The following is a 25644-nucleotide window of genomic DNA, read 5'->3' on the forward strand; positions in this document are numbered from 1 at the left end:
TACAGAACACGATGAACCACGACAAAACGGATAAAAATCAAGCTTCTATTGCCATTGTTGGTGGTGGTATTGCCGGTACAACGAGCGCTATTCACTTTAGTGAGTTGGGTTTTAAGGTCACTATATTGGAAAAAGGGCCGAGTTTGGTTAATGGTCCACCAATTTGCCACCTGCACGCTGGCGGCAATTTGTATCGAGATATTTCTGTAGAGCAGTGTCTTCAGTTACTCACGCAGTCAATTGAAACCGTTCGTTTGTTTCCTCACACGATCAATATTCGTCCGACAATCATCGCCGTTCCGCACAGTGATGGTGGAGAGCCGTTGGATCTGCTTCCTCGCCTTAAGATAATCAAAAGCGCTTATGCCGAACTTGTAAAACAAGATAAGAGCAACCAAGTGCTTGGTGATCCGGAACAGTATTACAAGCTGTACAGCAAAGAAGATTTAATAGCTCTTTCTGCGAAAACACAACCTCTGAAGCCAACATCTCTTGATGATTGGTGTATTCCTTTCGCCAAACACACGGATCTTGAAACTCTTAAGTACCCTGTTGCTATGGTTCAAGAGTACGGCTGGAGTGTATTCCGCTTATCTGCGACCGCTCAACTTTCTTTAGGGCAACAGGCTAATTGTACGGTGTTAACCAAGAGCCGATTACAATCCGTTGAATCGAGAGGGAAAGGGTGGTCTTTGACGTATACAGACGCTAATAATCAAAGCTGTCAACTTACGACCGACTACTTGATTAATGCGAGTGGATTTGAAACAGGTATCGTGGACGACTTTGTGGGCTCTAAGCAGCAAAGGCTCGTTGAGTTTAAAGCCGCATACGTTACAGAGTGGCCGTATTCGCAAGAATGTAAGGAAGAGTGGCCAGAGGTTATCTTCCATGGTCCTAGAGGGACACCACAAGGTATGGCTCAATTAACCCCGTATGCTGATGGCGTATTCCAACTTCACGGTATGACGGAAGGGATCACTTTGTTTGAAGGCGGACTGGTTTCATCGTCTACAGGCTCGTCACAGCCTCAGTTGCCATCAAAGCTGCTCAAGAAGATAGTGTCTGGTTGGACTGAAGAACAGCTAGAACTAAGAACGCGTGCGGCCATTACGCATATGTCTCAGTACATCCCAAGCTTTAGTTCTGCCTTAGTAGGTGGTAAGCCTTTGTTTGGTGCACAGCAAATACCAGGAACTGATCCTAGCCTAAGAGCGTCAGACGTTTCATTCTGTGGTGATCGCTATGCTCGACTTGAAGTAGTCAAAGCTTCTTCAACGCTAGAAGCTGCACAAAAGATCGCTGCGCAATGGTTTGATGTAGGAGAGGCGGGGGCAATTGAAGATGCTCACTCAGTGACAATGTCACTTAATCTGAATGATATTGAGAACCGAGCAATAGGTTTGACAAAAGAACGTGGATATCCAGAAGCGCTTGCAAAAGTATCAGGCCAAGATCACGTTCAATAGGCAGTCATAATCAACTACGCTGGGCGCCTTCAACTCGGCTTACTAGGATAAGTAAGCCGAACCTTCAACTAAAACGCTAATTTGTATCTTGTAAATTGTTTGAACGATACCTTCCAAGCGAAGTCTTCTTAACAACTTACCAAATAGCAAAGGCTAATAGCTGAAAAACTGAGCCCATTGGCACCAAACATCTTGTAAGCCTAAGCGATCGCCTTTGCTAAACGAGATCTCATGTCCAGGTTTAGCTTGTGCCAAGCGCGGTAAGTCAATTCTGGCGACACATCCAATCTTGGGATAGCCACCAATGGTCTGTCTGTCATTAAGCAACACAATAGGTTGCCCATCTTGTGGGATTTGAATCGAACCGAGAGCAATGCCTTCTGACAATAACGAGATCTCAGGCGAGTCGATCGGTTCGCCATTGAGTCGATAGCCCATCCGATTAGAGTTTTGGCTAACGTGATACTGTGCATTATACAAAGTCTCTTTTGCAGACTCGGAGAATAATTCGCTTTGATAGCCTTCAATAACTCGCAGGTTCACTGGTAGGTTGTAATCAGGCGTGTATCGGAAGGTGACACTCAACGCTTTAAATGGGCGAGAGAGTTCGTGTTGGGTAAAAGCAATTTGTTGCCCCTGCTGACATGGCTCTCCATCTTGCGTTATCCCACCAATATTTTCACGAGTTACTGTAGAACAACTATGAAGAGTTGATGGAACATTGAAGCCACCCTTAACGGCCAAGTAGGCCCTTAAACCATTTTTAGGTAAGCCGAATGAGAGAACTTGCCCTTTAAAAGCTTGAAAAGTACGCCAGTTAGCCAGTAGTTTACCATCGAGTTTCGCTTGTAAATCACCACCACATAACGCCATTTCACAATCAAAATTGATTCGTAACGCGCATTGCCCGAGTGTGACTTCCAACGCTGCTCTGTTTACTGGGTTTCCCAATAGGTGATTGGCCCAACTATAAGAGTAATCATCAACTGGACCGCCTTGAGTTAATCCAAGATGAGCAACACCAAATCGTCCGAAATCTTGAATCAAACTCAACGGGCCAGGCTTAATGACTGTCAGCGTTGGTTTAGTTTTTGTCTTAGCCATTAACGATACCTCCACCGAGCTCTATGAATTCTTGTCTTGAAATTGCGTGGAAACGGACGGTGTCACCAACATTAAGTAGAGACAGAGGCCTCTGCGTGATGTTGGCGTCCTTCAATAGGCTATGTTCAAACAACGGAAGTGGGCAATTTCCAATAATATTCCAGCCGCCTGGGGACTCCGAAGGATATACCGCCGTTTTTGTATCAGCGATGGCGATACTGCCTTTCGGTACACTTAAGCGTGGAGTTGAATGACGAGGTAAAGCAAGCTCACTAACCACATCAGACATAAACGCAAAACCAGGAATAAACCCAATAGCACTGACGCTGTATGTCTGAGATGTGTGATGTTGAATTATGTCGTCGATAGACATGCCTTTGTCTTGGTACCTGTCTAAATCGAGTGCGGTTTCTGGTGAGTAATAAGCCGGTAGCTCGATAGTCTTGCGATAATTATTGGCACTGGAAAATGAAATCAGAGCTTGATTCAACAAGGAGTTAAGTTGTTCAGTAATCTGCTGCTCTGAAATTCGATAAGGTAGGTAGTCAACTAATATAGTGTGGTAAGCCGGCGTCACGTTCATCAACACCGATGCCAAATTCTGACGAATGACATCGGAGAAGTGAGCCATGTACTGCGCATATTGAATGCTAGACTGACTATTTGAAGGCGATAGCGTCAAAGTTACCAAAACGCTGCATTCTGCGACTGGCGCTATATTGAATTCAATCTGATTCGTCGTCATTTCGTATCCATACTTTTGTTTGCTTACTTGGTGCTTCTTACTCCCGTGCCCTAACCAATACAGAGAATTAGATTTTATTAGCTATTGGTTAGGCGAACGGTTAGTCCATGCGTTATACAAATTACACGCTTCATACTAATTAAAAGCGTTGAGGTCTTGTCTGATTTTTCTAATTAATGCGATGGATTGAGGGTTATCGCCATGAACACAGATAGTATCTGCTTCAATAGGCAGTCTTTCACCTTTAATAGTCGTGACTGAACCGTAGTTAATGATTTGCATGACTTGGTTGTAGATATCGTCTTGATTGGTGTAAACCGAGCCTTTTTGAGTTCGTGGCGACAACTGCCCGTTGTTTAAATAGGCACGGTCGGCAAACGCTTCAAATAAGAGTGGCAGGTCATGATCGTCAGCAATATCCAAATATTGTTGATTGTCTGATGAAGAGAGAATCATCAAAGGGATGTTAAATTCAGCGACTGCTTGGGCAACCGCATTAAATACATCAATGTTTGCCATCATATCGTTGTAAAGCGCACCATGAGGTTTCACATAATCAACAGAGGTGTGATGATAGCGGCAAAGCGCTTGTAGTGCGCCGACTTGATAACACACCAACTCACTGATTTCATCCATGGTATGTGGAATAGAACGGCGTCCAAATCCAACTAAATCTTGATAACCGGGGTGGGCACCGATTTGGGTGTGATAGTGCCGTGCCAGTTTTATGGTCTTGGACATAACGTGCGGATCAGACGCGTGGAAGCCACAAGCGATATTTGCCATATCGACCCATTCCATGACCGACTCATCATCGCCCATCTTCCAATTGCCGAAACTTTCTCCCATGTCGCAATTAAGCAAAATCTTCGTTGTCACGTGGTGCTAATCCTTTACGTTGAGGTAAGTAATGACGGTCTTATAAATACCATAAATAAACAGTGACCTAACTCAAATTTTTGATACCGTATATTTACCAGTATGGTATTTCATATATAGTTGGCCTATTGATTAAAGGATTAATATCTATCTGCATATTAGGTGAGCACATGATATCCCACCAGGTTTACTTGGGACTAGCATTAACGACTCCTGTTTTTGTATCTGCTCAAGAAAACTCTCTAGACCAACTCATGTCCATGAGCCTTGAAGAGTTATCTATGTTAGATGTCGAAATGGAAACAGCTTCGAAAGCGACACAGAAACTCACCGACATTCCCTCGTCGGTATATGTGCTTTCTAATGAGCGAATTCAACGCAGTGGGGCGAAAACCATTGCAGAAGTCCTTGCGCTTGTACCTGGACTAAAAGTAACTAAGTTTAACGAGACCTCATGGTTTGTTTCCACCCGCGGTTTTCACGATGGCCTATATAACAAAATGCTCGTGATGATGGATGGAAGAAGCTTATTTAGCCCGGTGTATGGAGGTACTTATTGGAGTGATGTTGATTACGTTCTTGCCGACATCGAACGTATCGAAGTACTAAAAGGGCCCGGGGGTACGATTTGGGGAGGTAATGCCGTTAATGGTGTTGTGAATATCATTACGAAGTCTGCCAATGATACCCAAGGAACTTATCTTTCTGGTGTCGCTTCAAATACCGATAATTACGAGTTTAGCGTTCGTCAGGGTTTAAGCCTCAATGACAACGTGAATGCTCGTGCATTCTATAAGTACCGCGAAGAGCCAACATATCGCACAAACGAATCTGAAAAGTGGAAAGCACAAACAGCAGGAATGGTGTTTCAACCAAGTAATGCTGAAGAAGGTTGGTCATTACGTATTGGTGGTGAGAAAAGCTATTATGAATCGGAGTTATATACGTTCCAATATGATAATTCAGGATTGTTTGTCGGATCACAAGCTAATGACTTTGATAACAAGAGCCAATCTGTTTACGTCCAATTCAACGATTCTCACGATTTGGATGAAAGCTCGACAGTCTCATACTCATTATGGGGTGAATATAATGAAGATAACGCGCCAGACGCTCCGGGAAGCTATTCCACAATCGATTTTGATTCTACTTATATTCACCAGCTATCGGCAAACCATCAGTTAACACTCGGTGGTGGCTTGCGGTATATGTACCTTGATTTCTCCTCTAGCCAAGTTTCGGACGTTGATTGGTACAACCCCGATTACTACGGTCGAGCCTACAACATCAAATCTACCAACGATTACATTGCGAACGCTTTTGTGCAGTCTCAAATTCAAATGACTGAGGCGTTATCTATTACCCTCGGTACTAAGGTTGAACACTTTACACAAAATGCTTCGACAGAATTTTCCCCTCAACTACGCGGTTTATATAAGCTAAATCAACGCCATTCTGTGTGGGCGGGCCTTAGCCGTGCGGTGGTTGCTCCTTCATATATGGATTCAAACTCCACATATTACTTCAACAGTTACTATGCTGATTCTAATGACAGTTACCTAGATGTCTATAAATCGAGCTCTGACCTGGAAACAGAGAACGTCGTAACGGCGGAAATGGGTTATCGCTACTCAAATAATTCAAATTTAGAACTCGATGCAACGATATACCTAAGTGAACATGACAACCTTCGCTTCCATAGCTATGACCCCAATGATACCCCGGCGGATCATGTCTACGTTGGCGCGCTGTCTGATGACTATAAAGCGAAAACGTATGGCTTGGAGTTAGGCGCAAGTTATCAGCTCACTGAAGATATCACCAGTTACTTGAGCTATGCCTACGCAACATTAGAGGGAAAAAATAAAAGTGATGACCCTCAATCTAGCCCGCAAACTGCCGTCTATTACGACATTGATAATGAACATCTAGCTACGGCACAATTAATGTGGAATATCACCGACAGCTGGCAATTCGATGTTATCGGTCAATACATTAATGTGAATTACCCAGACTATTGGGTAGCAGGTGATGGCACTCAATATGAATGGCAATCTTATCCACATGAAATAACCTTTAATGCGCGTCTCGCATGGAAAAAATCGTCCGCAGCGCCTTTAATTGAAGTGGTTGTTGAAAACATAGGTAAGAGTGACGGCTATCAAGCTGAATTCACCTCTCAGAAAAGCGTTAATCAAGAATCGGTGTATGTGAGGATCTCTCATGAATTCTAGATGGCTTAAGCACCAAATGAAGTTGGGCTTATCTAAACTCGGCTTTGCCGCTTTAACGATGCTTATTGTGCCTTTGAATACCACTGCGGCTAGCTTCAAACCTTATGAAGTGAAAGCGGTATACCTTTTTAGAATTGCGAATTTTATTCGTTGGAATGATGAAAGCTCCATGAATGCTGTGAACTTTTGTGTGATTGGCGATGAAAAGGTAAGCCAAGTACTAACATCAATTACAGAAGGGAAATCTATTCGTTCACTCGCTATCCACGTTCAACAGTCAATTACTTCTAAGTGTGATATTACTTATTTATCTTACCGTGAAAATGATCAATTTCGCAGTCAAGAGCACTCCCCACACACTGTGACAATCAGTGATATCCCTAACTTTACAGACCTAGGTGGGGTCATTGAACTCAAGCACATCAACAATAAACTCAAACCTAAGATCAACCTAGAGAACGCAAGGCGCGGTGAATACGTCATTGGATCCAACTTGTTACGAATCGCTATAGTGGAGGGCCAATAATGTTGTCTTTCATTAATAATATATCGATTAAAAACAAGCTGATATTGCCCATTATCATCTTCATCGCAGTCACTTTTGTTACTATTCAATCTATAAATTACACTGTAACGTTTGAGAGGGAAAAAGAGAGTCTTATCCAGCGTGTTAAAGTGTTAGCACAAGGTGTTGCTTACAACCTACAAGCAGCGATCTTATTTGAAGACAAGTCATCGGCTCAGGAAATCTTGTCTGCTTTCGTTGCGGATAAAGATATTGTTAGAGTGAAGCTTTATGACATCAACGAACAGCTTTTTGCGAGCTATCAGGTGAACAACACTTTGGTTCCAAGGCCAAATGAAGATGAACTAGACGATATAGCGGATCACCAATTTGCCATCTCTGAGCATTTCATCTTTTTGCTTGTTCCTGTGACGCTGGATGATGCTGTTATCGCAAACTTAAGGGTGACGATATCGAAAGAGACGTTTACGACGATCTTGACTCATATTTTTAAAGTTGCAGCCGTATACCTGCTATTTCTGGTTGTTTTAGGTGCAGTGCTGGTCAAATTGGTTCAACGTTTCATCATCGAACCAATGTTTAATCTTAATGAAGCAATGCAAGCTTTTGTTGAGCGTCGTTCCGAACAGCCAAAATTAATCGCTACGAACCGCGATGAAATAGGTGATCTGGTTCGAGCTTTTAATACAATGCTAGAAAGGCTTCAACATCGCGACAACCAAATCAATTTTACATTAGACAAACTTCAAGAAGAAAAATCCTTCGCGAATGAGGTAATTGAGACCGTTCAGCACTCGTTGTTGGTGGTGGATGAAAAAGGGCTCATCGTTCATGCGAATGCGGCCACTCGCGATATTTTTAAATGCTCAGAAGCCTTTCTTGAAAACTTGTTGATCCAAGAGTTGATCGCGACTAAGCAAACGGGTTTCATACAAGATGTTATAGATACCAATATTGAACTCAATGATGAATTGCTCGAAACCACGGATCTCTTTCAATCAAAGCGCTGGCTACGAGTGAGTAGCCGTTCGCTGTCAAAACATGGTCGTATTCTTTATGCAATCCAAGATGTCACTGAGATAGAGACAGCCATGAGCCGTCAGCGTATCGCGGCAGGTGTTTTCGAAAACAGTAAAGACGGCTTGATTGTGCTGAACTCGTCCAATGTGATAACCATGGTTAACCCAGCTATCACACAACTTCTCGGTTATCATTCCGATCTGCTGGTGGGCAAAACACCTTTTGAAGTATTTTCCTGGCAACAGTTTTCTTCACTTATGCCGACAATTCGTAGTTCGTTAGACAACTATGGCCAGTGGCAAGGGGAAGTATGGGAGAAGAGTGCATCTGGTAAGTTAGTTCCAATGTTTGTCAAAGTTAATCGAGTAGCCTCAGACAACGAGAAAGACGAGTTTGATATGGTATTAACGCTGTCTGATTTATCCAATGTAAAAGAGATGGAAAGACTAGAGCACTTAGCTCATCACGATGCGTTAACGGGGTTAGCTAATAGAGCGCAGCTTTATAAGGTTATGGATGATGTTGTCACGTCTGGCCACTACTCAAATCAGCATTTTGCGGTAATCTACTTGGATTTGGATGGCTTCAAGGAAGTGAATGACAACTATGGGCACGACGCGGGTGACGAAATCCTTAAAGAAGTATCAAGCCGGTTGTTATCTCAGGTAAGAGCGGGAGATTTGGTTGCGCGTTTGTCGGGCGATGAATTTGTTCTTATTATTAAACAGACCAACAAAGTCTTGTTAGCTAAGTTAGCCGAGCGACTGTTAGACCTGATTGGGCAAGAAGTGAATTATAAACAGCGTTCACTTCATGTTGGAGCGAGCTTGGGAATCCATTTAGTTGATGGCACTGAACGTGATATTGACGTGATTCTAAAAGTTGCCGATGAGGCGATGTACCAAGCGAAACGCAAAGGAAAAGGTCAGTTTGTGTTCTCTCGTGAGGTTAAATAGGCTCCATTGTTTGTGAGCTCACCCTAAGTTGTTGTATCATAAGTGATAGGTTGAATAATTTTAATTAAAAGGTCTGCTAAGCATGAATGTTTTAGTTACAGGTGGCATGGGTTACATTGGTAGCCATACAAGTATCCAGATGATTAACGCAGGTATGACACCTGTACTTTTTGATAGCTTGTACAATAGCAAACCAAGCGTTCTAGAACGTATCGAAAAAGTATCGGGGGTTCGCCCTAGTTTCGTTGAAGGCGACGTACGTGATAAGGCGCTTTTAACTGAAACCATGAAGCAACATAACATCGAAGCCGTTATCCATTTTGCTGGCCTTAAAGCGGTGGGTGAGTCCGTGGCAAAGCCTCTTGAATACTACGACAATAACGTAAACGGCACGTTAGTTCTTGTGGATGCAATGCGTGATGCTGGTGTTAAAACCTTAGTATTCAGCTCTTCAGCAACGGTGTACGGTGATCCTGCTAGTGTTCCAATTACTGAAGATTTCCCAACGAGTGCGACAAACCCTTATGGTCGTAGCAAGCTTATGGTTGAAGAGTGTCTAACGGATTTCCAAAAAGCGAATCCCGACTGGAGTATCACATTACTTCGTTACTTTAACCCGGTAGGTTCACACCCAAGTGGCGAGCTAGGCGAAGACCCGCAAGGCATTCCAAACAATCTAATGCCATTTGTATCTCAAGTAGCTGTGGGGCGACGTGAGTTCTTATCTGTATTTGGCAGCGATTACCCAACGAAAGATGGTACTGGTGTTCGTGACTACATCCACGTAATGGATCTATCTGATGGCCACATCGCCGCACTTGAGAAAGTAGGGCGTACAGAGGGGCTTCATATCTACAACCTTGGTACTGGCAACGGTTCAAGTGTATTAGATATGGTTAAAGCGTTTGAGCAAGCAAGTGGCAAAGAAATCCCATACAAGCTTGTTGAACGACGTCCTGGTGACATCGCAGAATGTTGGGCAGATCCGGCTAAAGCTCAGAAGGAACTTGGTTGGAACGCGACACGCACTCTAGCTGAAATGACCGAAGATACATGGCGCTGGCAGTCAACAAACCCTAATGGTTTCCCAGGCTAACCTAGCTGTTTCATGAATGGTTAACTTATAAAAAGATGCTCTAGGGCATCTTTTTTGATCTAAATCGAATAAAAAGTAAATTAGTGGTTAAAAAGTATCATTCTGTATTCTTTGTGTTACTATGCTCGCGAATTATATGTTTAATGTTAATTTTCTTTGGAGTTAATCATGGAACTAGGCCTAATCATCACTTTCATCGTTGCTGCAGCAGTAATGGTTAAGAAAGAAATGGCAGAGAAGTAATTTCACTTATCCCTTTTTGATACAATTTTTAGTGAAATAGATAAAAGCCAGCTTATAGCTGGCTTTTTAGTTTCTGCTGTTTAGCTTTCTAACAAATTAGAATTCGTACTTAGCAGAAATACCGTAGTTTCTTTCTGCTTGAGAGTTCTCTTTGTAGAGCTCATCATCGCCGCGAATGTCATTCCAACGGTAGTACTCTTCGTTGGTTAAGTTAAACACGCCACCACGAATCGTCAAATCTTTCATTGGTTTGTAGTAAGCTGTTAAGTCAACAACGGTTGCACTTGGAAGCTCAGCCTGACCTGCGTTACCGCCATTCTCGTCATCAAAGTTAATGTCTGACCCAGATTTATCCGCTGTGTAATTTAATTTAAGGCTCGTACCCCAATTTTGGTTAGGCGCATCGTAGTTCAGACCTAACACTGCGTTCCAAGGGTTAACACTGTTTAGTGCATTTCCGTTTCCGTCTTCACCTTCTGTGTATGACGCCACAAAGTGAGTCGAAATACCCTCTGGCGCACCCACTAACACATCCCAAAGTAGCGTGTTCGAGAACTCGATGCCTTTGATCGTTGCTGATTCTAAGTTAACGTTAGAGTAGTGTGTCGTACCACCGACTTTTTTCGTTACTACAGTTTCAATGAAATCATCATAATCACTGTAGTAAGCTGCAATCTCAGACGATGAAGCCTGTGTATTGTGACGGTAGCCTAGCTCGTACGAGATGCTTGTTTCTGACTTAAGATCAGGGTTTGGATCATTGACGTAACCGTGCCCAGGGTTGTCATATGTATAGTACAGTTCGTCAAATGAAGGAGCTCTAAAGCCTTGGCTAATTTGACCAAACACAGTACCGGTATCTGTCAGTTTGTAAGTTGTACCTAAACGCCCCGTTACCGCAGAATCTGAGAAATCAGTCAGTGATTCAGTTGTGTTATTACCTGGATCAGTAGAGAAATAGTCAAAACGAACACCAGGAGTCACAACCAGTTTATTGTTCATTAAACTGATTTCATCTTGAACAAACAAACCAAACTTTTGCTCTTTAGCATCGGGAGTGTATACATAAAGCTGATCATCAGTAGCTGGATCAGAGTTGTACTCCATGTTGGTGTTACTAATGTCACTATGTGTATAAGTCGCACCATACACTAGATAATGGTTGTTAATTTCTTTGTCTAACTGCGTCTCGATCTCAAGCTTATCTTCGGTGTACTCGTAGTCTTTTGTTTGTAAATTGTCGTTGTTAGCTGGAACCCAAGGTGGCATACCAGGGCCTGCTGGTTTAAAGCGTTTTGTTACTCCATTCTCTTCTTTAGAAATATACGATACTTTACTCGTCACAGTGTCAGCAATAGCGCCGTCTGCAAACCAAATATGCTTGATTGCGAATCGATTTTGTTTCGTGTCATCTTCACCATTGTAGCTGTCATAACTAGAGTGGTAGATGTCTGAATCAGAGGTATCTTTGATTAGCTCCGCTAGGAATTCAATGCGATGGCTTTCATTCAATTGGTATTGCAGTTTTACCAACAAGTTATCTGCTGACGTATCTTGATTTTCTACCGCGTAGTTCTCTAAATCACTTGAGTTGCGGAAATTTTGAAGCTCTTCACCGTCACGGCGAGTATAAGCAACAAGAGTTTCTAAATCGCCAAAACGATTAGCTAATGCAACATGTTCACTGAATGAGTTATCTTCAGAAGAGTAAGAGAGCTTAGCTTGACCACCGAAGTCTTTGCCATCTTTCAAGAAGTCAGAAGGGTCTTTAGTTTCAAAGGCGGCAACACCGCCAATTGCGTCACTTCCGTGTAAACTTGAAGCAGCACCTTTGATGATTTCGACACTTTTAAGCATGTCGGGATCAATTGAAATACCGCTAGAATTGATAAAGGCGTAGGGACCACCATCAAATGAACCAGGTTGCGATGAGCCATCTACTAAAATCTTAACGCGTTTACCTTCCATGCCACGGATGTTAATGGTTTGGGCACCTTGGCGTGAGCTTGAGTTCATCGTTACACCTGGCGTGTATTCGAAGATTTCATTAACATCTTTTGCCATATTCTCTTCGATTTGCTTATCAGAGATGACGGTGATAGAAGCAGCAGTATTGATAAGTGTTTGATTCGTACGAGTCGAAGATACAACAACCTCATCAAATAGGGCATAATCTTCAGCTAAGGCTGAGGTTGATGAAAGCGCTAAAACGATTGAAGCAGAGAGTAGGGATTGCTTATACATCTGATAGTTACCTTAATTCCATAGTATTATCTTGATTTCGCGAAAGATAATATTGGATCTAAATGATAATTACTATTATTTGCATTTCAATTTGTTTGTGATTTTATTATTAGAAACCCACTTAAACCGTATAACTCATTGTATTTAAAAAGCTTTAAACGTTCCATTTAGCTGATGAATACTTCAATTTTTGTGATCGAGCCCTCATTTATAAAGTTGGATAATGATGCATAGCCCAATAACACTTGAAGCGTTACACATCCTAGACGCTATCGACAGGCGTGGAAGTTTCGCTGCTGCGGCCAACGAAATGGACCGCGCGCCTTCATCACTCAGTTACCAAATTCAAAAGCTTGAACAAGACTTAGATATCATGATTTTTGACCGTTCTGGCCATCGCGCAAACTTTACAGAGGCCGGTCAACTGATACTCGAGCAAGGTAGAGTAATCCTTGGTGCAACTGAAAGGCTCGTCAACGAGGCCAGCATTCTAGCTAATGGATGGGAGTTGGATTTAACTATTGCTTTTGACGGCATTATCCCAATTGCTAATTTCTTCCCACTTGTTGATGAACTAGGAAAAATCAGTAAAACGCGTGTCCGTTTACAAGAAGAGATCTTAGCGGGATGTTGGGAGTCACTGTCAGATGGCCGTGCTGACTTGCTAGTTTGTCCAAAGGTAGACACAATTCCAAATGACATGAAAAGTGACGTAATTGGGAAAATGGAAATGGTTTGGGTGGCGGCATCCAATCATTACGTTCATAAGCGTTCTGGTGAGTTTGACCAAAAGGCTAGAGAAAGTTACAGGGTTATTGCAATCGCGGATACGGCTCGTGATCAGCCAGCATTAAGCATCAATATTTTAGAGAAGCAGCCGCGTTTGACGGTGACGAGCTTTCCGGCAAAAGTAGAAGCGTTAACCAGCGGGTTAGGTATTGGTACCTTACCTAGTAGTATTGCTAAGCCGCTAATTGAATCCGGCGTTTTACAGCAGATTTCAGGTACAGAACCACAGCCGATCGATATCGTCATGGCTTGGCGACGTAATAAAATGGGCGATGCCAAATCATGGTGCATCCAACACCTTAAAAAAACATGGTCACTCAAGTAACGGAAGCACCATATCTGCTGTACCGTCTTCAAAACTGATATCTAGCTTGAAACCGAGTTTTTGAGCTAGTGTCAGCATCCCTCTATTGGTTGGCATCGTCATTCCCGACATCTGTTTAGTCTGCTTGGCACGGCAGTAATCAATAACCTTAGTCATAAGAATTCGCCCTAAACCAACGCCTTTAAGATCAGAGCGAATCAATATTGCGAATTCAGCATCCGTATTCTCTGGGTTAATCAGAGCCCGAGAAACACCAATGATTGCCGGAACGCCTTGTTCTTCACGCACTACAACAAAAGCAATCTCTCTATCGAAATCGATCTGAGTGAAATTAGCTAACGCTTCATGATTGAATTCACCCACATCACTAAAGAAGCGTTTGTACAGATCCTCTTTAGACACTCGGTTAATGAAATCGGCATGAAGTGGTTCATCTTCAGGAAGAATAGGGCGGAGCAACACTTCTGTGCCATCTTTTAACTGGATACGTTCTTCAAGCTCCACAGGGTAAGGGCGAATCGCTAGTCTTTCTTGCGGATCCCCCTCGTAAGCTTTCAATATGATATCTGCATCCAATATTGTGAACTTATCTCCATTCGCAAGTACTGGGTGTATATCCAGATCATGTATTTCAGGGCAATCCACTACCATTTGAGAAATGCGAACCAGCAACTCCGACAAGCCTTCGATGTCGATAGGGTTAGGTAGCTTTTGTAGACGGATTTTGCCACTCTTTATGGCTCGAATGATCAAGTAACGAGCCAATGTCATGTTAAGAGGAGGGAAAGCAGCTGCCGCGTCAATCGACTCATCCCATTCGGAACCACCTTGACCGAGTAGAATAATAGGACCGAATGTTTCATCAGTTGTCACCTTAACGCGAAGCTCTTGTCCGCCAGCAAGTTTCGCCATACCTTGAACCAACAAACCGTGAATATGCGCTGTTGGGAATGATAACTGAGAGCGATCTAGGATTGCTTGAGCTGCATTCGCGACCTCGCTACTGTTTCTTAAATTAAGCATCACGCCTTGAACGTCAGACTTGTGCGCAATATCTGGTGAACGAAGTTTGACTGCGACAGGGTATCCAATCGTTTCTGCAATATGCACCGCTTCACTGGGGTCAGAAGCGATCCAAGTAGGTAACACATCCAGATTGAAGTGCTTGAAAAACTGACTGTTTTGGTGGGTATCAAGGCTAACTGTATCTTTATCCAGTAGTTGGCGTTCTATCCAATTTCTAGCATCGGCTAAGTCTTCAATATGGACTTTCTCAGCCGTCGTTGGCGTCTCCATAAGCTGGCGTTGGTTGCGGCGGTACTCGACCAAGTGCATGAATGCGACTACTGAGCTTTCTGGCGTTCGATAGGTTGGAATACCAGCCTCGGTAAACAACTTTCTAGCAGGCCTTGCCGTCAGTTCACCAGACCAATTGGTAAGAATATTGAATCGCTTATGGCGAGGGTGCTTTTTAATCGCATCAATGATGCGCTCTGCGGTTTGAGCAGAATGGGCGATAGCAGAAGGGCTATGCATGATGAGAATGGCATCCGCTTCGTCGCCATCGAGTAGTGTGTTGATGGTATCTATATAACGCTGATCACCCGCATCACCAACAATATCGATAGGATTGTTATGCGACCAACTTGAAGGTAACACCTTATTAAGTTTCTCGAGTGTCTCTTCCGATAGCTCAGCGAGTTTACCGCCACGTTCGAATAACGTATCAACAGCCATAATCGCAGGGCCACCACCATTCGTGACAATAGCCAGTCTCTCACCGCGTAATGGGACTGAGTGAGTTAGAGTTTCTACCGCAGCAAACAGTTCATGTAAGTTCTTAACTCTTAGCATACCACTACGTCGAATCGCTGAGTCATAGATAATATCCAACGTATCGGCGCCACCCGTATGAGCCATTGCTGCCGCTCGACCTTTCGCGGTGCGGCCCCCTTTCAATACAAGGATTCGTCTGTTACGAGAAGCCGCACGCGCTGCAGAAATAAAGCGCCTCGCATCAGTAATGCTATCTACATAAAGTAATATCGCTTCGGTGTGAGAGTCGGTACTCAGATAATCCAATAACTCCGAAAATTCGATATCGGTACCATTGCCTATAGAGATAAACGCCGAGAAACCGATCTCTTTGTCATTAGCCCAATCGAGAATAGTTGTACATACAGCTGCCGACTGAGAAACAAAGGCTATTTTACCGGGTAACGCTGTTACTGGAGAGAACGAGGCGTTCAAATTTAACCAAGGGATAATAACCCCCAAACTATTGGAACCAAGCACTCGAATATTGTACTTTTTGGCAATCGCGAGGCATCGTTCATCATACGTCTCGCCATTGTCGCTTTCTTGCTGCATGTCGGATGAAAGCACGATGACAGAAGCAATGCCTTTCTCTGCTAGCTCTTCAAAAATGGCGACATTACGAGTCGCATTGGTGCATAAAATTGCTAGGTCAGGAACGATCGGTAGCGATAAAATATTCTTGTAAGAGAGGACACCTGCCACCGAGTCATATTTTGGCGTAACCGGCATCACCGCACCTTTAAAATCCCCGTGTAACAAATTATTCATAACAATATATCCCGCACGCGTTTCTCGTTGAGAAGCACCAACAACAGCTATTGAACGGGGTTTAAGTAGGGGATCAAGATGATTCATAGACATATCCTAGCAATGCACGTAAGTTCATCGTAACTTACTTTTCACTCACGGGTTGATGGCAATTTCACCGAATTCAGATGAATAAGCAAACACTGCATAAAGTTTGTGAAATAGGTCACCCACTAATGGTGTATAATTTCAAAGTTAACTTGATTCTAAACCGACGTATCGGCATGATTTATAGTAATTAATATTAAGGATATAGAGCTTTCCATGAAAAAATTTGCAATTGTGACTTTGCCACTGCTCTTGGCTGCATGTGTATCTGATGACTACGTTACTAATGTAACTTCAGATAGTTATCAAGAAGAGTACAAAACGGCAAAAGTTGAAGCTCCAGTTGTATCTCAATCTGAGCAAACAAGCGTTGTTGAAGAAAATGTTGTCAACGTTATTAGAACCGAGCCTGTCGAACAGAAAGTCACTCAAACGACTAAAGCGAAGCCAGTTGCAGTAGTGACAGGTCCAACCAAAAAACAACAAGACATGAACCAGCGTTTTGGTTACACAGTTCAAGTTGTTGCTGTTGGCAGCCAAAGTAAAGTCGATTCTTTCGTGAAAATGCTACCTACGACTTCTCAACCAGTTTGGGAAAACTACAAAATGGTTAACGGAACTAAGTGGTTCACCGTACTTTATGGTGATTACGCAACACGCTTAGAAGCTAAAAAAGCAATCTCAACGCTGCCAACCACTTTCCAAAACTTGAAGCCATTCGTTAAGAGCATTGATGACATCAAGAACTCTGAATACCCGACGCTTAACAAGTTAAACTAAGTTTTGATTCATAAAGAAGGGGCGAATGCTCCTTCTTTTGTTTTAAGACTCGCTGTTTTGTTTAATAGTTAATCGCTCGTTCTTTCGAACGCAATTTTGACAATCAAAACACTGTACCTATCTCGACTTTTGTTTATCATTGAAGTCAGTATTCCTAGTTTCAAGGACCGAATTTACCCATGAACACCACAAACATCCTTCTACTTTGCGGCGGTGGATCTTCAGAGCATGAAGTGTCTTTAGTTTCAGCCAATTACCTTTTTGAACAACTCAATAGCGTTTCAGATTTTAACGTTGTGAGAGTTGAAATTAAAAACGAAGGCTGGTGTCTTGATTCAGGTGAATTGGTTTATCTTGATATTAACGACCAAACCTTACGCGGTGAAGGTTTAGCATCTAAAGTCGATTTCATTGTTCCTTGCATCCACGGTTTCCCAGGTGAAACCGGTGATATACAATCATTGTTTGAAATGGCTAAAATTCCATACCTAGGCTGTGGTTCAGAAGCTAGTAACAACAGCTTTAATAAAATCACGTCAAAGCTTTGGTACGATGCTCTCGGCATTCCAAACACGCCGTACCTGTTCTTATCAGACAACAATGATCAAGCTCACTCACAAGCAACTCAAGCCTTTGAAAAATGGGGGAAAGTGTTCGTAAAGGCTGCTCGTCAAGGTTCTTCTGTAGGTTGTTACCAAGTTAACCAAGTCGAAGATTTAAGCGAGGCCATCAACAAGGCGTTCACTTTCTCGGACCAAGTATTGGTTGAGAAATCAGTTGTGCCTAGAGAGCTAGAAGTTGCTGCTTATGAAATCGATGGCGAGCTACATATCAGCAAGCCGGGCGAGGTGATTGCACCTAATGGTGCGTTTTACTCTTACGAAGAGAAGTACAGTGCAGACAGTCACTCGATCACTGAAGTTGAAGCAAGTAACTTAACAGACGAACAGCGTGAATTGATTGCAGACAGCGCACGTAAAGTCTTCACTCAGATGAAGCTTCGTCACTTGTCTCGTATCGACTTCTTTTTAACGCAGGACAACGAGATCTACCTAAACGAAGTTAATACCTTCCCAGGCATGACACCAATTTCAATGTTCCCAAAAATGGTTGAACACGACGGACATAAGTTCGCTCAGTTCCTTGAAAACTGTGTGAGAACCAGCCTTTCTTAAGGGTATTTTCTAAGGTTTCGTATAACCAATTCACAATAAAAAGCGGCTTGGGTTACTTCCAAGTCGCTTTTTTTACTTCCATCTTTTCAGTCTATTGACTAGTTGCAATGGCTTATTGCCATGGTATTAGCGCCTTAAACTTCATCTTCTCACTTTCAGCTGTACCCGAATAACCCACATATTGGGCTGGCATTGCAGGGCTCAGCCAACGTCCAAAGTCCTGAATCTCTTTTACCTTAAAACCTCGTTTCGACAACTCTTGCGCGGCACCAACACGAATCGAATTTCCAGAAAAATGGTAATTTTCGGGCAGTTGGAGTAAGTCACTTGCCCTTCTTAAAATCCGGTAAATGGACGAATCATCTAAAGGCTGCAAACCAATATTCTCATGCTTGTCTATTGCACGAAACACTGGAAACTCATCTTCTGTACCAATAAATGAAAGCCAACGTTGAAGTGAAGTACTGGCTATTTGTGACAGCTGATAAACCGAATCTTTTACTATTACTTGGTAATGCTCTTCAACGTATTTAACATCACTCATCGATAACGCCTTAAGCTCTGAGCGCTTTAATGCGCACTCGAACATCACATTATAAATAGCGATGTCTCTGATCTCTTTTAAATTTGCTTTCTCATGGCAGAGTAGCGCATTTAAATCAGCGAGATGCAAAGATGTCATAGCATTGGTTTGCTTAGCATCACCGGCCATCTGTGATTGTAAGTGGAGCAGGGTAAATCGAATTTGTCTGTGCTTTATTGGATTGGGAAAGTTAAGCACGGTGTGTAGCATACTTAGCGTTGCAGTGTAACGTTTTAATGAGGCATACTTTCTATCATTGGACTCAGTCTCAAGAAAACGACGCACAGCGGTTATAGACGCGGGAAGAGTGTTAATACGATATTTAGTACAGAACGCATGGTAGCGATTCCAATCACTATAGATACTCAGCAGCGAGTTATGAGAGTATTGAAATCCTGTCAACTCATCTATAATTTCAATTGTGGCGTGCCTGTTTAATTTTTCGACAAATGAATTAATTATCACAGAGTCGGTTAAAATAGGGACTTTTTTTCTCAAATTACCGTACCTCGACAGGTGTTTTTACCATATTATGCTTGATATCATTATAAGTATACTTATGATTAATGTAGTGAAAACAAAAAGATGATTAATAGATATGGCTAATTCAATTTACCGAAGCGTCCATCTTCAATCGATAGATGCTAACAACACAGTTTGGCGTGCTAAGTTAAAAAACAACGTTATTCAGGGCAACTTAGCTGCCGTGAAAAAGAGTATTGATTGGTGGATTGACACCGCATCTATTATTGATCCAAAAGAATTCACGTCATTAAATAAGTCGAGAGGAACTGGTGGCTCGACGGAAAACTTCAACGGCTACCAAATCAAAAATGACACCGGTGAGCCTAATGCGTGGTACTGCATGTTTAACGGTCGCTTAATTAAAGGCGGCAAGATTGCAATCCAACGCCATATAGAAGCTTACTTACTCGCAAAACAAAAAGCAGAGCAACAAAAGAAGTAAATTATGAGCCTAGTATATTCAACAGAAACAGGTCGAATTAAGCCTGAAGAAGAGAAAGTCCAACGTCCTAAAGGCGATGGTATCGTTCGAATCCAAAAAGAAACCAAAGGCCGTAAAGGCAAAGGTGTTTCTGTCGTAACTGGCTTAGACCTAGATGACGCACCATTAAAACTAATGGCTGCAGAACTCAAGAAAGTTTGCGGCTGCGGCGGTTCAGTAAAAGACGGCAACATCGAAATTCAAGGTGATGCGCGTGACAAGATCAAAGCGCATCTTGAAAAGAAAGGCTACAAAGTTAAGTTTGCTGGCGGTTAATCTCTAACTAATATCAGGGTTAAAATCGAAGATTATTATCACTGGTTATTAGGTATTTTATGGTAAATAGCCATTATGGTTAAATACACAGTATAGTTCAGAGAGTATCGGCATCGATAAAAGGCAGGGCATCCCAAAAATAGTTCTGCCTTTTAAATACTGAGCTTGATTTAACATAATATACATAATACGCACTTAGGCTAGTTTGTTTTTGAGGGGCTTTCTGGGCTCATACAGAGATTCTGAACGTTGTTACTGACAAGGTTTTACGAGCATGTTCCATTGCTTGCTGGTCTGTCTCATATGGCCCATAGATTTTTACGTTGTGGTTTTCATCTTTATCAACGCTTGTCACTGACATGAACCAGTCACCAACCAAGAATATCTCATCAGCAAGTTCATTCACTTCTTGGAAGTTTAAGCCAACAACATTCGACACCATACATTGAACTTGGTCTGTGTCATCTCGATAACCGAGCATCTGTACATAGTTATTGTTGGACTCACTCATGAGCAGCATTTCTTTTAGTAACTCTAAGCTGTCGAAGACTTTTTTGTACTGACGCTTGGCAACTACATCATTGGCATCATCAACGGCTTTATCTACATCGTTGTGTAACCAGTTAATGACTTCTTGGAGCTCATCAGATTTCATGACTTGATCTTCCATTATTTCATCGACCTCACGAGCTTAATGCCGAAGCGTTTTAATTCCAGTCCACCGAAGTTATTCACGGTAAAGCTTGAGCTATCAAGTTCGTAGTTTCCTGATTTATATGCAGATTGGTCGTCTTGTAACGATAGCTTCATTTCGACTGGGAACTTACCACCTAGATATGCATATCCGACTTGTTCTCTTATCGTTCTAGCTTGTTTACCATCTTTGCCTGGTAATGTTCTTGTGATTGGTTGTTCATGTTCTGGGAAGATTTCTACTTTCAACATATCTTTTCCTTAAGCTACGTAAGCTTTAAACGGCAGCACGTTTGACTGCGCAGCCTTTGGTAGTTGATACCAAGCTGGTACCAGTAATGGTTGAACTTCTATTTCTTTCGAACGCTTCAACGTTGGACACATTCTAGAGACATCGAACTGTTGACCGATATCGATACCGATTTTTTTCAATCTGGCTTTATGTTCATAGAACTGAGAGCGATTCAGTGTTTCTCTAAGGTCAGTGCCGTTCTGCCATAACGTGAAGTAATTCATGGTTGTATTTGCTTTGCGAACTGTATCGACAACTCCACAAGATAAAAGTTGTTGAGCTATCGTTTCGTGGTGATCATGTGAGACTGATATTGTGTTCATAGCATTCTCGAAGTTTTGTAAGTGTGGTAAGAAGTCATGCTCTTTTACGTAGCCGTAAAATTGCAGGTTGTATCTCTTCAACAACTTCTGCCTTAAGCTACTTTCTAGTCGAACGACTCCATTTTTTTCACAGTATTCAATTAGTTGATTGATATAACTAAGTGTATCAGCGTCTAGATTTTTGACTTTTTTCATGTGACGGCGTAACTCGACGCCTTTTGTATATAGCTTAATTACCTCCCATTCTGACCCCTCGCCCCAGTAGCAACTAGTACCATCCGGATAGAGTTTTGGTTTACGACCGCGTCCCATTTGGATTGAGGACATTCCTCGTATAAAAGATTGTTCACTGCCCTTGCCTACTGACATGTTTCGAGTCCAGTCGATACTCGTAATTTCAGCCCCATCACCTACAAGTGAAGAAGCTTTACCATCAGGGGATTGTCTATGTGATAGGCGGGTATTTTTTGTAAATGGCGGTAGGTCATATTTGGATAAAATATGGTTATAGATTTCCACACACTGCTCGATAGTTTCGAGTCCAAAAAGATTGTCCTGACGCTGCCAGCGAGATGGGTTTCCTTCAACTCTTACACGGTATCCATCACATCTAATCGTCAACTTTGTACTGAAAGAACCTTCAAGTATTTTTTGATTCACTGAGGGAGGTAGTTTCTCACCAGTTTCCAAATCAACTCGCTCAATAACATGACGACCAACAAGCGGAAGCCCGCCTGAATGATGATCTTGTTGCATGAATAAACGGTCGATAAAGAACAATGTAAAAAACCCTGTCAACTATGATTTATCACAGCTTAAACTTTACTTTTAGACATGTAAAGTCGAGGTATGAAAAATAGCATGTATAATTATTAAAAATGATATTCACAGGAGTTTCGGATGCTTAAAGATGTACTTAAAACTAGGCGAGACCTACTAAATTTAAAACAAAGTGATGTTGCAGAGTTTGTTGGTGTGACCCCCCAAACATATATGAAATGGGAAAATGGGAAGAACGAGCCTAAGGCTAGTAATATCAAAAACTTAGCCGAAATCTTAAAAGTTAGTGAAATGGAGATTTGCCGTGGTGAACTATTCGACGTTGATGCTCACGAACAAGTAGAGTTCATGAAAACTGTTGCATCGATGCAAAGGTATATTGATAGTGTCACTTTTACATCAATTCTTCATAAATTCATTTTAGACAAAAATGAATTTCTCTCTGAACTAGATTTAATGATGCGAAAGCAGCACGGTATAAACATCAAAGACATGGAAAATGTGTCAGATGAGGTTTCGTTTAAAGCTCAAGAAAAAGCAGAGCTAAGTGGTGAGTCTAACTGGGAAAGGTTACCGTAATCCGGAATTCCGGACTTAATTCGGGTGTTACAGGAACCCGAACCTGAGAGCGCCAGTTTTGCGCGCTACGCTTGCCTCCCAAAATCTGCCTCTCTCTCATCATGATCATGACTGGGGGGTTGGATAGTTGGCTTATATACCAAGTAATAAAAAAGCCCAGCTATAAAGTTAGGCTTTCCTTTCTGACGCGCTTCGCTTGTCGACTCATTTTCGCTCTACAAGCGTAGCTTATAGCAGTGAAAATCGAGTTAAATAGACAAACATAAACTGCACGATAAAATTTGAGATCTGTATCACAAAATATTTTACGGAAAATTAAATGCTAATAAAATCAAATGCTTGAGCTTATGCTTTATATGATTACCGTACAATAAATTATGTTACTTCCTTAAACATACAGGTTGCCTAAAGAGAGCTTTGATATAATTTGACTCTTCGACGGTACTGTTACAAAAAAGCCCTAAGCATTCGGCTCAGGGCTCTTAATTTAGGGAGATCAACTATATCGAAGACCTGACAAACCTACTATTGGCAATAGCTGCTGTGATAACCGCAATAACAGCCCTAGTCAAAATCATAAAAAGCAAAAACTAATCTATCCAAGCCTGAAGAGTTACAGCTCTTTGGGCTTTCTTTTGCCAAGTAATCATAAGACTATCTAATCGTTAAAACAAGAACCCGCGTATTATGCAAATTATATTACGGGCTTCAATCGTAAAACGATTCTCACGATGAGCATTAAAAAAGGCCAGCAAGCTGACCTTTCTAATTGAGCATATCCCTCGCCCACGTTTGATTTCATTCAGGCTTTCAGCAAACCTCTAAACATAATTTAGACCCATAATACGCACTTAGGCTAGTTTGTTTTTGAGGGGCTTTCTGGGCTCATACAGAGATTCTGAACGTTGTTACTGACAAGGTTTTACGAGCATGTTCCATTGCTTGCTGGTCTGTCTCATATGGCCCATAGATTTTTACGTTGTGGTTTTCATCTTTATCAACGCTTGTCACTGACATGAACCAGTCACCAACCAAGAATATCTCATCAGCAAGTTCATTCACTTCTTGGAAGTTTAAGCCAACAACATTCGACACCATACATTGAACTTGGTCTGTGTCATCTCGATAACCGAGCATCTGTACATAGTTATTGTTGGACTCACTCATGAGCAGCATTTCTTTTAGTAACTCTAAGCTGTCGAAGACTTTTTTGTACTGACGCTTGGCAACTACATCATTGGCATCATCAACGGCTTTATCTACATCGTTGTGTAACCAGTTAATGACTTCTTGGAGCTCATCAGATTTCATGACTTGATCTTCCATTATTTCATCGACCTCACGAGCTTAATGCCGAAGCGTTTTAATTCCAGTCCACCGAAGTTATTCACGGTAAAGCTTGAGCTATCAAGTTCGTAGTTTCCTGATTTATATGCAGATTGGTCGTCTTGTAACGATAGCTTCATTTCGACTGGGAACTTACCACCTAGATATGCATATCCGACTTGTTCTCTTATCGTTCTAGCTTGTTTACCATCTTTGCCTGGTAATGTTCTTGTGATTGGTTGTTCATGTTCTGGGAAGATTTCTACTTTCAACATATCTTTTCCTTAAGCTACGTAAGCTTTAAACGGCAGCACGTTTGACTGCGCAGCCTTTGGTAGTTGATACCAAGCTGGTACCAGTAATGGTTGAACTTCTATTTCTTTCGAACGCTTCAACGTTGGACACATTCTAGAGACATCGAACTGTTGACCGATATCGATACCGATTTTTTTCAATCTGGCTTTATGTTCATAGAACTGAGAGCGATTCAGTGTTTCTCTAAGGTCAGTGCCGTTCTGCCATAACGTGAAGTAATTCATGGTTGTATTTGCTTTGCGAACTGTATCGACAACTCCACAAGATAAAAGTTGTTGAGCTATCGTTTCGTGGTGATCATGTGAGACTGATATTGTGTTCATAGCATTCTCGAAGTTTTGTAAGTGTGGTAAGAAGTCATGCTCTTTTACGTAGCCGTAAAATTGCAGGTTGTATCTCTTCAACAACTTCTGCCTTAAGCTACTTTCTAGTCGAACGACTCCATTTTTTTCACAGTATTCAATTAGTTGATTGATATAACTAAGTGTATCAGCGTCTAGATTTTTGACTTTTTTCATGTGACGGCGTAACTCGACGCCTTTTGTATATAGCTTAATTACCTCCCATTCTGACCCCTCGCCCCAGTAGCAACTAGTACCATCCGGATAGAGTTTTGGTTTACGACCGCGTCCCATTTGGATTGAGGACATTCCTCGTATAAAAGATTGTTCACTGCCCTTGCCTACTGACATGTTTCGAGTCCAGTCGATACTCGTAATTTCAGCCCCATCACCTACAAGTGAAGAAGCTTTACCATCAGGGGATTGTCTATGTGATAGGCGGGTATTTTTTGTAAATGGCGGTAGGTCATATTTGGATAAAATATGGTTATAGATTTCCACACACTGCTCGATAGTTTCGAGTCCAAAAAGATTGTCCTGACGCTGCCAGCGAGATGGGTTTCCTTCAACTCTTACACGGTATCCATCACATCTAATCGTCAACTTTGTACTGAAAGAACCTTCAAGTATTTTTTGATTCACTGAGGGAGGTAGTTTCTCACCAGTTTCCAAATCAACTCGCTCAATAACATGACGACCAACAAGCGGAAGCCCGCCTGAATGATGATCTTGTTGCATGAATAAACGGTCGATAAAGAACAATGTAAAAAACCCTGTCAACTATGATTTATCACAGCTTAAACTTTACTTTTAGACATGTAAAGTCGAGGTATGAAAAATAGCATGTATAATTATTAAAAATGATATTCACA

Annotated in this window: 23 protein-coding genes; 11 read left to right on the forward strand and 12 right to left on the reverse strand. The window is 42.0% G+C overall.

Translation table 11 applies throughout. From position 1 onward, the window contains the following. Positions 1-11: 11 nt before the first annotated feature. A complete protein-coding gene (locus OCV56_RS17315) occupies positions 12-1469 on the forward strand; it encodes an FAD-dependent oxidoreductase (protein ID WP_086713954.1) in 1458 nt (485 codons plus the stop codon). Positions 1470-1622: 153 nt separating this feature from the next. On the opposite strand, the gene OCV56_RS17320 is transcribed toward OCV56_RS17315, so the two are convergent. The 3 genes from OCV56_RS17320 to OCV56_RS17330 form a co-directional block, all read right to left on the reverse strand. Then, positions 1623-2573 (reverse strand): 5-oxoprolinase subunit C family protein, encoded by a 951-nt coding sequence (locus tag OCV56_RS17320; RefSeq protein ID WP_086713955.1) that lies wholly within the window; start codon positions 2571-2573, stop codon positions 1623-1625. Next, positions 2566-3318, reverse strand: coding sequence for a 5-oxoprolinase subunit B family protein (locus OCV56_RS17325; RefSeq protein WP_086713956.1), 753 nt, complete (start codon positions 3316-3318; stop codon positions 2566-2568). Before OCV56_RS17325 ends, OCV56_RS17320 begins: the two co-directional genes overlap by 8 nt. A 135-nt stretch (positions 3319-3453) precedes the next feature. Continuing rightward, positions 3454-4197, reverse strand: a complete 744-nt coding sequence (locus tag OCV56_RS17330; protein ID WP_086713957.1) for a 5-oxoprolinase subunit PxpA — start codon at positions 4195-4197, stop codon at positions 3454-3456. Positions 4198-4367: 170 nt separating this feature from the next. Between OCV56_RS17330 and OCV56_RS17335 the strand changes: the two genes are divergently transcribed. From OCV56_RS17335 to galE, 4 genes are all read left to right on the forward strand, one after another. Then, a complete protein-coding gene (locus OCV56_RS17335; protein WP_086713958.1) occupies positions 4368-6431 on the forward strand; it encodes a TonB-dependent receptor plug domain-containing protein in 2064 nt (687 codons plus the stop codon). Then, complete coding sequence (locus OCV56_RS17340) at positions 6421-6957, forward strand: YfiR family protein (protein WP_086713959.1); 537 nt, start codon at positions 6421-6423, stop codon at positions 6955-6957. Before OCV56_RS17335 ends, OCV56_RS17340 begins: the two co-directional genes overlap by 11 nt. Continuing rightward, the gene (locus tag OCV56_RS17345) at positions 6957-8933 is read left to right on the forward strand and encodes a sensor domain-containing diguanylate cyclase (protein WP_086713960.1); all 1977 of its coding nucleotides are present in this window, start codon (positions 6957-6959) and stop codon (positions 8931-8933) included. Before OCV56_RS17340 ends, OCV56_RS17345 begins: the two co-directional genes overlap by 1 nt. 82 nt (positions 8934-9015) lie before the next feature. After that, positions 9016-10029, forward strand: coding sequence for a UDP-glucose 4-epimerase GalE (galE, locus tag OCV56_RS17350; protein WP_086713961.1), 1014 nt, complete (start codon positions 9016-9018; stop codon positions 10027-10029). Between the two features lie 339 nt (positions 10030-10368). Here galE and OCV56_RS17355 read toward each other — a convergent pair whose 3' ends face one another. Beyond that, entirely contained in the window at positions 10369-12516 is a 2148-nt protein-coding gene (locus OCV56_RS17355; RefSeq protein ID WP_086713962.1) for a TonB-dependent hemoglobin/transferrin/lactoferrin family receptor, read from the reverse strand. A 226-nt stretch (positions 12517-12742) separates the two neighbouring features. Between OCV56_RS17355 and OCV56_RS17360 the strand changes: the two genes are divergently transcribed. Beyond that, positions 12743-13630 carry a LysR family transcriptional regulator gene (locus tag OCV56_RS17360; RefSeq protein ID WP_086713963.1) on the forward strand — a complete coding sequence of 296 codons (888 nt, stop codon included), beginning with the start codon at positions 12743-12745 and terminating at the stop codon, positions 13628-13630. Here OCV56_RS17360 and OCV56_RS17365 read toward each other — a convergent pair. Next, entirely contained in the window at positions 13619-16303 is a 2685-nt protein-coding gene (locus OCV56_RS17365) for a bifunctional acetate--CoA ligase family protein/GNAT family N-acetyltransferase (protein WP_086713964.1), read from the reverse strand. The genes OCV56_RS17360 and OCV56_RS17365 overlap by 12 nt on opposite strands. A gap of 216 nt (positions 16304-16519) precedes the next feature. Between OCV56_RS17365 and OCV56_RS17370 the strand changes: the two genes are divergently transcribed. Next, entirely contained in the window at positions 16520-17083 is a 564-nt protein-coding gene (locus OCV56_RS17370; protein ID WP_086713965.1) for an SPOR domain-containing protein, read from the forward strand. A gap of 179 nt (positions 17084-17262) precedes the next feature. Beyond that, positions 17263-18258, forward strand: a complete 996-nt coding sequence (locus OCV56_RS17375; RefSeq protein WP_086713966.1) for a D-alanine--D-alanine ligase — start codon at positions 17263-17265, stop codon at positions 18256-18258. A 112-nt stretch (positions 18259-18370) separates the two neighbouring features. Here the strand turns inward: OCV56_RS17375 and OCV56_RS17380 are convergent, their stop codons facing one another. Continuing rightward, positions 18371-19339, reverse strand: coding sequence for a tyrosine-type recombinase/integrase (locus OCV56_RS17380; protein ID WP_086713967.1), 969 nt, complete (start codon positions 19337-19339; stop codon positions 18371-18373). Between the two features lie 100 nt (positions 19340-19439). Between OCV56_RS17380 and OCV56_RS17385 the strand changes: the two genes are divergently transcribed. Together OCV56_RS17385 and yciH are read left to right on the forward strand one after the other, a co-directional pair. Continuing rightward, positions 19440-19808, forward strand: coding sequence for a DUF3319 domain-containing protein (locus OCV56_RS17385; protein ID WP_086713968.1), 369 nt, complete (start codon positions 19440-19442; stop codon positions 19806-19808). A gap of 3 nt (positions 19809-19811) precedes the next feature. Further along, positions 19812-20123: a stress response translation initiation inhibitor YciH gene (gene yciH, locus OCV56_RS17390; RefSeq protein ID WP_008221404.1), complete on the forward strand. Its 312-nt coding sequence runs from the start codon at positions 19812-19814 to the stop codon at positions 20121-20123. A 229-nt stretch (positions 20124-20352) separates the two neighbouring features. Here yciH and OCV56_RS17395 read toward each other — a convergent pair whose 3' ends face one another. From OCV56_RS17395 to OCV56_RS17405, 3 genes are read right to left on the reverse strand one after another with little or no spacing between them, the layout of a single operon-like run. Then, entirely contained in the window at positions 20353-20778 is a 426-nt protein-coding gene (locus OCV56_RS17395) for a hypothetical protein (RefSeq protein ID WP_228761175.1), read from the reverse strand. Positions 20779-20792: 14 nt separating this feature from the next. Next, a complete protein-coding gene (locus tag OCV56_RS17400; RefSeq protein WP_016796579.1) occupies positions 20793-21068 on the reverse strand; it encodes a G5P family DNA-binding protein in 276 nt (91 codons plus the stop codon). Positions 21069-21077: 9 nt separating this feature from the next. After that, the gene (locus OCV56_RS17405) at positions 21078-22211 is read right to left on the reverse strand and encodes a phage/plasmid replication protein, II/X family (RefSeq protein ID WP_086716350.1); all 1134 of its coding nucleotides are present in this window, start codon (positions 22209-22211) and stop codon (positions 21078-21080) included. A gap of 120 nt (positions 22212-22331) precedes the next feature. Between OCV56_RS17405 and OCV56_RS17410 the strand changes: the two genes are divergently transcribed. Beyond that, the gene (locus OCV56_RS17410) at positions 22332-22790 is read left to right on the forward strand and encodes a helix-turn-helix transcriptional regulator (RefSeq protein WP_086716348.1); all 459 of its coding nucleotides are present in this window, start codon (positions 22332-22334) and stop codon (positions 22788-22790) included. Between the two features lie 885 nt (positions 22791-23675). Here OCV56_RS17410 and OCV56_RS17415 read toward each other — a convergent pair. The 3 genes from OCV56_RS17415 to OCV56_RS17425 are packed head-to-tail and all read right to left on the reverse strand — an operon-like array spanning position 23676 to position 25534. After that, positions 23676-24101 carry a hypothetical protein gene (locus tag OCV56_RS17415; protein ID WP_228761175.1) on the reverse strand — a complete coding sequence of 142 codons (426 nt, stop codon included), beginning with the start codon at positions 24099-24101 and terminating at the stop codon, positions 23676-23678. Between the two features lie 14 nt (positions 24102-24115). Next, positions 24116-24391, reverse strand: a complete 276-nt coding sequence (locus tag OCV56_RS17420; protein WP_016796579.1) for a G5P family DNA-binding protein — start codon at positions 24389-24391, stop codon at positions 24116-24118. A 9-nt stretch (positions 24392-24400) separates the two neighbouring features. Then, positions 24401-25534: a phage/plasmid replication protein, II/X family gene (locus tag OCV56_RS17425; RefSeq protein ID WP_086716350.1), complete on the reverse strand. Its 1134-nt coding sequence runs from the start codon at positions 25532-25534 to the stop codon at positions 24401-24403. Positions 25535-25644 lie beyond the last annotated feature (110 nt).

Origin of the sequence: Vibrio gigantis (assembly GCF_024347515.1) — a bacterium.
Taxonomy (GTDB): Bacteria; Pseudomonadota; Gammaproteobacteria; order Enterobacterales; family Vibrionaceae; genus Vibrio; species Vibrio gigantis.

What these genes read in the sequence shown, in the direction of transcription:
- OCV56_RS17315 (WP_086713954.1), top strand. Translation starts at nt 12, where the DNA reads ATGAACCACGACAAAACGGATAAAAATCAAGCTTCTATTGCCATTGTT.
- OCV56_RS17320 (WP_086713955.1), bottom strand. Translation starts at nt 2,573, where the DNA reads ATGGCTAAGACAAAAACTAAACCAACGCTGACAGTCATTAAGCCTGGC.
- OCV56_RS17325 (WP_086713956.1), bottom strand. Translation starts at nt 3,318, where the DNA reads ATGACGACGAATCAGATTGAATTCAATATAGCGCCAGTCGCAGAATGC.
- OCV56_RS17335 (WP_086713958.1), top strand. Translation starts at nt 4,368, where the DNA reads ATGATATCCCACCAGGTTTACTTGGGACTAGCATTAACGACTCCTGTT.
- OCV56_RS17340 (WP_086713959.1), top strand. Translation starts at nt 6,421, where the DNA reads ATGAATTCTAGATGGCTTAAGCACCAAATGAAGTTGGGCTTATCTAAA.
- OCV56_RS17345 (WP_086713960.1), top strand. Translation starts at nt 6,957, where the DNA reads ATGTTGTCTTTCATTAATAATATATCGATTAAAAACAAGCTGATATTG.
- galE (WP_086713961.1), top strand. Translation starts at nt 9,016, where the DNA reads ATGAATGTTTTAGTTACAGGTGGCATGGGTTACATTGGTAGCCATACA.
- OCV56_RS17355 (WP_086713962.1), bottom strand. Translation starts at nt 12,516, where the DNA reads ATGTATAAGCAATCCCTACTCTCTGCTTCAATCGTTTTAGCGCTTTCA.
- OCV56_RS17360 (WP_086713963.1), top strand. Translation starts at nt 12,743, where the DNA reads ATGCATAGCCCAATAACACTTGAAGCGTTACACATCCTAGACGCTATC.
- OCV56_RS17365 (WP_086713964.1), bottom strand. Translation starts at nt 16,303, where the DNA reads ATGAATCATCTTGATCCCCTACTTAAACCCCGTTCAATAGCTGTTGTT.
- OCV56_RS17370 (WP_086713965.1), top strand. Translation starts at nt 16,520, where the DNA reads ATGAAAAAATTTGCAATTGTGACTTTGCCACTGCTCTTGGCTGCATGT.
- OCV56_RS17375 (WP_086713966.1), top strand. Translation starts at nt 17,263, where the DNA reads ATGAACACCACAAACATCCTTCTACTTTGCGGCGGTGGATCTTCAGAG.
- OCV56_RS17385 (WP_086713968.1), top strand. Translation starts at nt 19,440, where the DNA reads ATGGCTAATTCAATTTACCGAAGCGTCCATCTTCAATCGATAGATGCT.
- yciH (WP_008221404.1), top strand. Translation starts at nt 19,812, where the DNA reads ATGAGCCTAGTATATTCAACAGAAACAGGTCGAATTAAGCCTGAAGAA.
- OCV56_RS17395 (WP_228761175.1), bottom strand. Translation starts at nt 20,778, where the DNA reads ATGAAATCTGATGAGCTCCAAGAAGTCATTAACTGGTTACACAACGAT.
- OCV56_RS17400 (WP_016796579.1), bottom strand. Translation starts at nt 21,068, where the DNA reads ATGTTGAAAGTAGAAATCTTCCCAGAACATGAACAACCAATCACAAGA.
- OCV56_RS17410 (WP_086716348.1), top strand. Translation starts at nt 22,332, where the DNA reads ATGCTTAAAGATGTACTTAAAACTAGGCGAGACCTACTAAATTTAAAA.
- OCV56_RS17415 (WP_228761175.1), bottom strand. Translation starts at nt 24,101, where the DNA reads ATGAAATCTGATGAGCTCCAAGAAGTCATTAACTGGTTACACAACGAT.
- OCV56_RS17420 (WP_016796579.1), bottom strand. Translation starts at nt 24,391, where the DNA reads ATGTTGAAAGTAGAAATCTTCCCAGAACATGAACAACCAATCACAAGA.